The organism is Cellulomonas sp. P4_B5_2 (genome assembly GCF_056402235.1).
Genome location: NZ_JBFUHU010000164.1, coordinates 1 through 8369 on the forward strand (window position 1 = coordinate 1; position 8369 = coordinate 8369).

The 8369-nt window shown below is 72.3% G+C and carries 7 protein-coding genes and 1 pseudogene; 3 read left to right on the plus strand and 5 right to left on the minus strand.

What is annotated here, in order from left to right:
* From AC1DUQ_RS12850 to AC1DUQ_RS12865, 4 genes and pseudogenes are all read right to left on the minus strand, one after another.
* On the minus strand, positions 1-1446 hold a 1446-nt coding region (locus AC1DUQ_RS12850; protein WP_477073906.1), incomplete at its 3' end, for an HAD family hydrolase.
* Positions 1447-2072: 626 nt separating this feature from the next.
* Positions 2073-2141 (minus strand): annotated as a pseudogene (locus AC1DUQ_RS12855) (DUF2510 domain-containing protein); the annotation flags it as partial.
* A gap of 38 nt (positions 2142-2179) precedes the next feature.
* Positions 2180-3643, minus strand: a complete 1464-nt coding sequence (gene sthA / locus AC1DUQ_RS12860) for a Si-specific NAD(P)(+) transhydrogenase (protein WP_477060896.1) — start codon at positions 3641-3643, stop codon at positions 2180-2182.
* A 68-nt stretch (positions 3644-3711) separates the two neighbouring features.
* Positions 3712-4533, minus strand: a complete 822-nt coding sequence (locus AC1DUQ_RS12865) for a DeoR/GlpR family DNA-binding transcription regulator (protein WP_477060897.1) — start codon at positions 4531-4533, stop codon at positions 3712-3714.
* Positions 4534-4605: 72 nt separating this feature from the next.
* Here AC1DUQ_RS12865 and melA point away from each other — a divergent pair, with 72 nt between their 5' ends.
* Both melA and AC1DUQ_RS12875 read left to right on the plus strand, forming a co-directional pair.
* Positions 4606-5907: an alpha-galactosidase gene (gene melA, locus AC1DUQ_RS12870; RefSeq protein WP_477073907.1), complete on the plus strand. Its 1302-nt coding sequence runs from the start codon at positions 4606-4608 to the stop codon at positions 5905-5907.
* The gene (locus tag AC1DUQ_RS12875) at positions 5904-6755 is read left to right on the plus strand and encodes a class II fructose-bisphosphate aldolase (protein WP_477073908.1); all 852 of its coding nucleotides are present in this window, start codon (positions 5904-5906) and stop codon (positions 6753-6755) included. Before melA ends, AC1DUQ_RS12875 begins: the two co-directional genes overlap by 4 nt.
* Before the next feature lie 7 nt (positions 6756-6762).
* On the opposite strand, the gene AC1DUQ_RS12880 is transcribed toward AC1DUQ_RS12875, so the two are convergent.
* Complete coding sequence (locus tag AC1DUQ_RS12880) at positions 6763-7830, minus strand: amidohydrolase family protein (RefSeq protein WP_477060900.1); 1068 nt, start codon at positions 7828-7830, stop codon at positions 6763-6765.
* Positions 7831-7967: 137 nt separating this feature from the next.
* Here AC1DUQ_RS12880 and AC1DUQ_RS12885 point away from each other — a divergent pair.
* Positions 7968-8369, plus strand: a 402-nt coding sequence (locus tag AC1DUQ_RS12885) for an SIS domain-containing protein (protein ID WP_477073909.1), incomplete at its 3' end; no start/stop codon positions are given.

Genomic DNA, 8369 nt, shown 5'->3' on the forward strand with positions numbered 1-8369 from the left:
CACAACACGCATCCCGTCGACCTGCTCGACGTCCGGCCGCAGTCCGTCGTGGGCGAGCGCGCGGCTCTGGCGGGGGTCCAGGCCGACCTCGTCGGTCGGCGCGGTGGTCGCCGGGGTCACGAGCTCGGAGGAGACGAGGAGCCGCCCCGGCGCATCCAGGGCCGTCACCTCGTACCGGATGCACGCGAGGTGACGACGAGCGAGCGACACGAGCCGCTCGGTGTGCACGCGGAACCGCCGCCCGTCGCGCAGGCGGAACACGACCGTGCGGGTGAGCACTCCGCGGTGCATGTCCAGGACGCGCTCGAAGGTGTCGACCTCCGTCGTCTCGCAGGTGACCGGGTCCTCGTCGACGAGCAGCCGCATCGTCGTCCCGTCCGGCACCGGCAGGATCGTCTGACCCGTCGTCGCGAAGCCGAACGCCGTCTCCGGGTACATGATCGGCCAGGTCTCGTGGAACCCGTTGAGCAGGGTGTCCGGGGTGATCGAGGGCGTGCCCTCCTCGAACGCCCCGCGGATGCCGAGGAACCCGTTGGACAGGGCGAACAGCGTCTCCGTCTGCTCGACGAAGGCAGGGTTGTAGGACCGCTCGACGAGCTGCCACGGGTCGGCCGGGTAGTCGGAGGAGGCCGCGACGATGCGCCGCGCCGCCGCCATCAGGCGGTGGCGCCGAGGTCCGGAGCGGTGCACCGCCTCGTCAGGAGCGGCGAGCAGCTCGCCGAGGTCGTCCACGACCAGGTCGGCGCCGTTGGCCCGGAGCTCCTCGGTGTGGTTGTCGCGGTTGACGCCGATGACGAGGCCGAACGCTCCGGCTCGGCCCGCCGCGACGCCCGCGACGGCGTCCTCGACGACGACGGCACGCTCGGGGGTCACGCCGACGCGGCGCGCTCCTTCGAGGAACCCGTCCGGGGCAGGCTTGCCGCGCAGCCCGAGCTCGAGGATCGTCTCGCCGTCGACCCGGGCGTCGAACAGGTTCGCGATGCCCGCCGCCTCGAGGGCCGCCGCGCAGTTGCGGCTGCTCGAGACCACGGCGGTCCGCAGGCCGGCCTCCCGCAGCTCGCGCACCCAGGCGACCGACCCGGGGAACGCCTCGACCCCGTTCCGGGCGATCTCGTCCTCGACGAGGATCTGCTTGCGGTTGCCCAGCCCCCACTCGGACTGCTCCTCGGCCGGCGCGTCGGGGGTGCCTGGCGGGAGCGTGATGCCGCGGGAGGCGAGAAAGTCACGGACGCCGATCTCGCGCGGCTTGCCGTCGACGGCGGAGGCGTAGTCGGACAGCTCGTCGAACGCCGGCAGGTGGGTCCCGTGGGTCGAGTCCCACTCGGCGAGGAACTCGTCGAACATGCGCTTCCACGCCGCCGCGTGGACCGTGCGGGTCGTGGTGAGGACGCCGTCGAGGTCGAAGAGGACCGCGTCGAAGTCGCGCAGCGAGACGGGCGAGGTCATGGCGATCCTCCGCGGCCGACGCCCGCCACCGCCCGGCTGGCCGTTCAGTCAGGTCGGGGCGCCGTACGAGTTCGATCGTGGGGACTCGCGCCCGTCCCGTCAACAGTCACGGTGCCGGTGCGACCCGGCGTCACTCGTCCCAGGTGAACGTGACCACGTGCTGCACGGCGGAGTCGATGTCGAGCTCCACGAGCAGGGGAGTCGACACGCCGTCCTGCCACAGAGCGGTCCCGGAGCAGGAGAGCACGAACGACTGAGCACCCGGTGAGGGCCGCCGGACCGTCGCGCGGTTGTCCTGGGCGATGGTGAGCCCGCTGACCGAGGTGAGCGGGATCTGACCCCCCCGTGACGTTGGCCTGGGAGGTCGCGACCGCTTCGGCGCCGAGAGACTCGCACGTCACGGTCGACAGCGACGACACCTCGGCCTTCGCGCGCTGGTTGAGGAACACCGGGATGGCGATCGCCGCGAGGATCATGAGTGCGAAGAAGCCGCCGACGATGCAGACGGCGACGATCGCCCCACGGGATCCGCTCCTCGCCGGTGCCGGTGGCCACGCGGCCTGCTGCGGAGACCACGCCGGTGCTGCCGCGGCGACGGCCGGTCCGCGGTGCTCCGTCCACGTCACCCCGTCGTACCAGCGCACCCCCGCCGGGTTCTCGGGGTCGGGGTACCAGCCGGGCTGGGCGGTCGTCATGATCCCGACATCGGCACGCGCCGGACCGCCCTGAAGCGTCAGAGGCTGAACCGGGCCACCTGGCGGATCTTGTTCGTCGCGTCGAGCGCCGCGACCTTGTACGCCTCGGACAGGGTCGGGTAGTTCAGGACGGTGTCGACGAGGTAGTCCACCGTCCCGCCGCACGCCATGATCGCCTGCCCGATGTGCACCAGGTCGGTGGCGGAGGTCCCGAAGATGTGCACGCCCAGCAATTCGCGCGTCTCGGTGTGGACCAGGAGCTTGAGCATCCCGTAGGAGTCGCCGACGATCTGCCCGCGGGCCAGCTCGCGGTAGCGCGCGACGCCGACCTCGTACGGGATGGTCTGCGTGGTCAGCTCCTCCTCGGTGCGGCCGCAGTAGGAGATCTCCGGGATCGTGTAGATGCCGATCGGCTGCACGGACTGCAGCTCGCGGGCCGGCTCCTCGAACGCGTGGTACGCCGCCAGGCGCCCCTGGTCCATGCTCGTCGCGGCGAGCGCGGGGAACCCGATGACGTCCCCGACCGCGAAGACGTGCGGCACCGCGGTGCGGTACTGGTCGTCGACCGCGATGCGCCCACGGGAGTCGGCACTCAGGCCGGCGGCCTCCAGGTTGAGCGCGACCGTCTGCCCCTGCCGGCCGGCGGAGTACATGACGGCGTCGGCCGCGATCCGCTTGCCGGACACCAGACGCGTCACGGTCCCGTGCGTGTTGCTGTCGACGCCCGCCACCTCCTCCCCGAACCGGAAGGAGACCGACAGGTCCCGCAGGTGGAACTTCAGCGACTCGGCCACCTCGGGGTCGCACATCTCGAGCATGGCGGGCCGCTTGTCGATGACGGTCACGCGGGTGCCCAGCGCCGCGAACATCGACGCGTACTCGATGCCGATGATCCCGGCGCCGACCACCACCATCGAGTTGGGCACCTTCTCGAGCGCCAGCACGCCGTCGGAGTCGAGGACGGTGCGCCCGTCGAACTGCACGGTGTCGGGCCGGTGCGGACGCGACCCGGTGGCGATGACGACGAACCGCGCGGTGACCTGCGTGCGGCGGATCCCGTCGTCGTCGAGCACCCCGAGCGTGTGGGCGTCCACGAACGAGCCTGTGCCGCTGAGGATGTCGATGTGGTTGCGCAGCAGCTGGGCCCGGATGACCTCGTGCTCGCGGCCGATCACGTGCTGGGTGCGCGCGAACAGGTCCTCCATCGTGATGTCGGACTTCACGCGGTAGCTGGCGCCGTACACCTCGCGCTGCGCCATGCCCGTCAGGTACATGACGGCCTCGCGCAGGGTCTTGCTCGGGATGGTGCCCGTGTTGGCGGAGACGCCGCCCATCATGTGGCGGCGCTCGATGATGGCGACCTTGTGCCCGAGCTTCGCGGCCGCGATCGCCGCCTTCTGCCCGCCCGGGCCGGTGCCGATGACCACCAGGTCGTAGTCGTAGCGAGTCTCCGCCGCCTCGTGCGGCACGCCGGCCTCGCCGGGAACCCCGTCAGTCGCCATACCGGCAGTCTGCCCACAAAGCAGGCACCGCGTGAGTCGGGCGAATCACCGGTGCGTGAACGGTGGGGCTACAGCTCCACGACGATCACGTCGACGCCCGCGGCCACGATGCGGGCCAGCTCGTCGGGGTCGGCGGTCGTGTCGGTGACCAGGACGTGCACCTGCGCCAGGTCGGCCATCTTCGCCAGGGTCACCCGTCCGACCTTGGACCCGTCGGCGACGACGACCACGCGCTGGGCGTGGCACACCATCGCGTTGTTGGTGCGGGCCTCGGTCTCGTCGTGGGTGGTCGCACCGCCCGCGGCGCTGATGCCGTCGGTGCCCAGGATCGCGGTGCCGACGTTGATCGCGTTGAACGTGTTCTCCGCCAGGACGCCGACCGCCTCGAAGGACGTGGACCGGACGACGCCGCCGGTCATGATCACCTTGAGGTTGGGCCGCGAGGCGATCTCCATCGCGGTGGTCAGCGCGTTGGTGACGATGGCCAGGTCGGGCCGGTTGGCCAGCACCTTCGCCACCTCCGCGGTGGTCGTCCCACCGCTGATCGCCACGCTGTACGGCCCGGTGGGGATCAGCTCCGCGGCGCGCCGGGCGATCCGCTGCTTGGCCAGCCGGAACTGCGAGTCGCGCAGCCGCACGGGCACCTCGGTGCGGGCGGTCGCGAACGCGCGGGCGCCGCCGTGGGTCCGCACCAGCAGGCCCTGCTCCTCCAGGTCGGCCAGGTCGCGGCGCACGGTGGCCGACGAGACCCCGAGCGTCCGGGTCAGCTCCGCGAGCGTGACCGTCTCGCCCGACTCGAGCATGCCGAGGACCGCCACCATCCGGTCCGAGCGCTTGCGAGACGTCGCCCGCGGGACGTCCTCGGCCACCGACATCTGCCCCTCGCTCACTCAGATTGATCACTTCGACTGATCGAACGAGGAATTCTTGCACGAATCGATCAGCGCGGCGATCATCCCAGCATGGCCAAGATCGCGTTCGTCGGCGCCGGCAGCGTCGTGTTCACCCGCCAGCTCGTGGCGGACCTGCTGCGCTTCGGCGATCTCGACCTGGAGCTCGCTCTGCACGACGTCGACCCGGCGAGGCTGGCGGTCGCCGAGGGCACCGCCCACCGGCTGGTCGAGCAGCTGGGGCACCCGGCGCGGATCAGCRCCAGCCTCGACCGCAGGACGGCCCTCGACGGCGCCGAGTTCGTCATCAACATGATCCAGGTCGGCGGCATCGACGCGACGATCACGGACCTGGAGGTCCCGGCGCGTCACGGGCTCCGCCAGACGATCGGCGACACGACCGGCGTCGGCGGCGTCTTCCGGGCCCTGCGCACGTTCCTCGTGCTGACCGGGATCCTCGACGACATGCGCGCGGTCTGCCCCGACGCGCTGCTGCTCAACTACACCAACCCGATGGCGATGAACGTCTGGTGGGCCTCGGTCGTCGCCCCCGACATCCGCACCTACGGGCTGTGCCACTCGGTCTACTGGACCGCGCACGACCTCGCCGAGCTGCTCGGGCTGGACGTCGAGCAGACCCGGTTCCGCGCGTTCGGCGTGAACCACCAGTCCTGGCTGCGCGACTGGACGACGCTCGACGGCCAGGACCTCTACCCGCGGCTCGAGGAGCGCATCGCCGCCGACCCCGAGCTCGAGCGCCGGGTGCGCGTCGAGATCTTCCGGCGCATCGGCTACTACCCGACCGAGACCAGCGAGCACTCCGCCGAGTACCTGTCCTGGTTCCTGCGGTCCGACGCACAGGTCGACCGGTTCCGCATCGAGCCGCTGCAGTACCTGGGGATCAGTCGCGAGAACGTGGCCGAGTACGAGCGGGCCAGGGCGCTGCTCGACGCCGGCGCGGACCTGCCTCTCGAGGGCGGTGCCTCGGAGTACGCGCCGCAGATCATCCACTCGATCCTGACCGGCACGACGCGCGAGATCCACGTCAACGTGCCCAACCGCGGGCTCATCGACAACCTCCCCGCGGGCGCGGCGGTCGAGGTCCCCGCGCACGTCGACGGCTTCGGTGTGGTGCCGATCGCGATGGGACCACTCCCGGTCCAGTGCGCCGCCCTGAACCGGACCTACCTGTCCGTGGCCGAGCTCACCGTCGAGGCTGCCCGCACGGGCGACCCGCGTCTGGTCCGGCAGGCGGTGCTCGTCGACGGGAACGCGAGCTCGACCCTGACGCCCGCGCAGATCTGGGCCCTGTGCAACGACCTCGTCACCGCCCACGGCGACCTGCTGCCCGAACCTCTGCGGGCGCTCCTGTGACCGCTGCGCGCACCGCGGACCTGATCGCGGACGCGGTCGCTCGCGGCACCGCGGTGCTGGCGTTCAACGTCATCACGCTGGAGCACGCCGAGGGGATCGTCGCGGGCCTCGAGCGCGCCGGCCTGCCGGGGCTGCTGCAGGTCAGCGAGAACGCCGTCCGGTACCGGCAGGGTCACCCGGGTCCGCTCCTGGCGGCCTGCCACGAGCTCGCCGAGCAGGCGACCGTGCGCGTCGGCCTGCACCTGGACCACCTGCAGGATGCGGGGCTGCTGCGCGAGGGGGTGGCGGAGGCGGCTCGCTACGGCGTCTCGTCGGTGATGGTCGACGCGTCCCACCTCGGGTACGACGAGAACGTCGCGACGACGGCCGCGCTGACCCGGACCGCCCACCACGTCGGCCTGTGGGTCGAGGCCGAGCTGGGCGAGGTCGGCGGCAAGGACGGCGCGCACGCACCGGGGGTCCGGACCGATCCGGGGGAGGCCGCGGCGTTCGTCGCGGCCACCGGCGTCGACGGGCTCGCCGTGGCGGTGGGCTCCGTGCACGCCATGACGACGGCCACCGCGCACCTCGACCTCGACCTGGTCGCCCGACTGGCGGCCGCGGTGCCGGTCCCCCTCGTGCTCCACGGGTCCTCGGGGGTACCGCCGGCCACGCTGCAGGCCRCGGTCCGCGCGGGCATCCGCAAGATCAACATCGGCACGGCCCTCAACGTCGCCCTGACGGCGCAGGTGCGCCGGGCGCTGGCCGCCGACGACGGCCTCACGGACCCCCGTCGCTACCTCGGCCCGGCCCGGGAGGCGATCGCCGCCACGGTCGCCGCCACCTGCGCGACGATCCACGCCGCCTGAGGCCCGCTCAGAGCCCCAGCAGCCGCCGGGCGTTCCCCGCGTAGACGGCCTCGAGCACCGCACCCGACAACCCCAGCCCGGACACCGTCCACCGGCCCTGCGGCGGCACGGCCTCGCCCGGCGCGTAGTCGAAGGCCTCGTCGTCGGTCTCCAGGAACCGGAAGTGGGTGGTCAGCGCCTCGTCGGTCAGGGGGAACGCGTCGGTGCCGAACAGCACCCGGTCGCCGAACCGCTCCAGGAGGCGCCGGGTCCGCCGCGGCTGGCGCCCGAGCTCGGCCATGCGGCCGCCGAGGTCGACGTTCCAGTTCGGCGCGGCCGCGAGCAGGCGCTCGACGCGGTCGAGGTCCTCGGCGCAGCAGCCGACGTGGGCGCCGATGTACCTGGTCCCGGGCGTTGCGAGCACCAGCGTCTCCAGGGCGGTGAGCAGCCGGTCGAACGTCGGGTGCACCGAGTGGTCCCCGAACCACCAGTCCGGGTTCGCCTGCAGCTCGTCGATCCGCTCGTTGGTCTCGTCGACCGGGTCGAAGAACGCGACCGGGTCCGCGGTGTGGATGAGCACGGGCAGGCCCAGCGAGCCGGCCAGCGCGAGGACGCCGACCACGCGCGGGTCGTCGGGCAGCACGAGCGTGCCGGTGGCGTCGCGGACCGAGAGCCCGAGGTTCTTCCACACCTTGACGCCTCGGGCGCCTCTCCGGGCGCAGTCGCGCAGCTGCGCGGCGAGCAGCGCGGGGCCGTCGGGGCGGCCGAGCAGCTCCCAGTCGAGCTGGCAGAACGTGGCGAAGCGCGTCGGGTGCGCGCGGTCGTACCGGTCGAGGTTGGCCTCCAGCTCGTCGCCGTGCATGCCGTCGAGGTTGACCACCGTCGCCACGTTGCGACGGTCCATCAGGGCGAGCAGCTCCTCCACCGACGGCGCCGTCCAGCCCGGCGGGGTCAGCCACCGACCGAGGTGGTTGTGCACGTCGATGCAGGCCACGGCGCTGCGCTCCACCGACGTCGCGCGCACGGCGAGCCTGCTGCGGGGGTGCCAGGCGGCCAGGCGAAGGTGTGCCGCGGCGGTCCAGTCGGGCGTACCCACAAGGACGGTCCTTTCCCGGGCGCTCACGGATAGTGAGCGTTTGCCGCAGTTTCATTGCGGATCGATCAGTTCGGTACGCAGTATTGCGCACACGGCGCCGAGATCAACCCGGTCGCCGGAGCAGAGAGGCAGCACCCGTGAGMACCAGCACCACCGCGCGAGAGATCGCCACCCAGCCGTCCGTGTGGGCGCGCGCCCTGCGGGACGCCGCGACGACCGGCGAGATCCTCGGCCGTCCGGGCGACCGCGTCCTGGTGCTCGGGTGCGGCACCAGCGCGTTCGTCGCGGAGTCCGTCGCGGTGCTGCGGGAGCGCGCCGGCCTGGGCCTGACCGACGCCGCCTACGCCTCCGAGTGGCAGCCGGGCCGCACCTACGACCGCGTGGTGGCGATCAGCCGGTCGGGCACCACGAGCGAGGTGCTCGCCGCTCTCGACCTGGTCGAGCCTGGCACCGCCGTCGCCGCCGTCGTCGGGGTCTCGGACAGCCCGATCGCCCGCCGCGCCGACCACGTCCTGGTGCTCGACTACGCCGACGAGGAG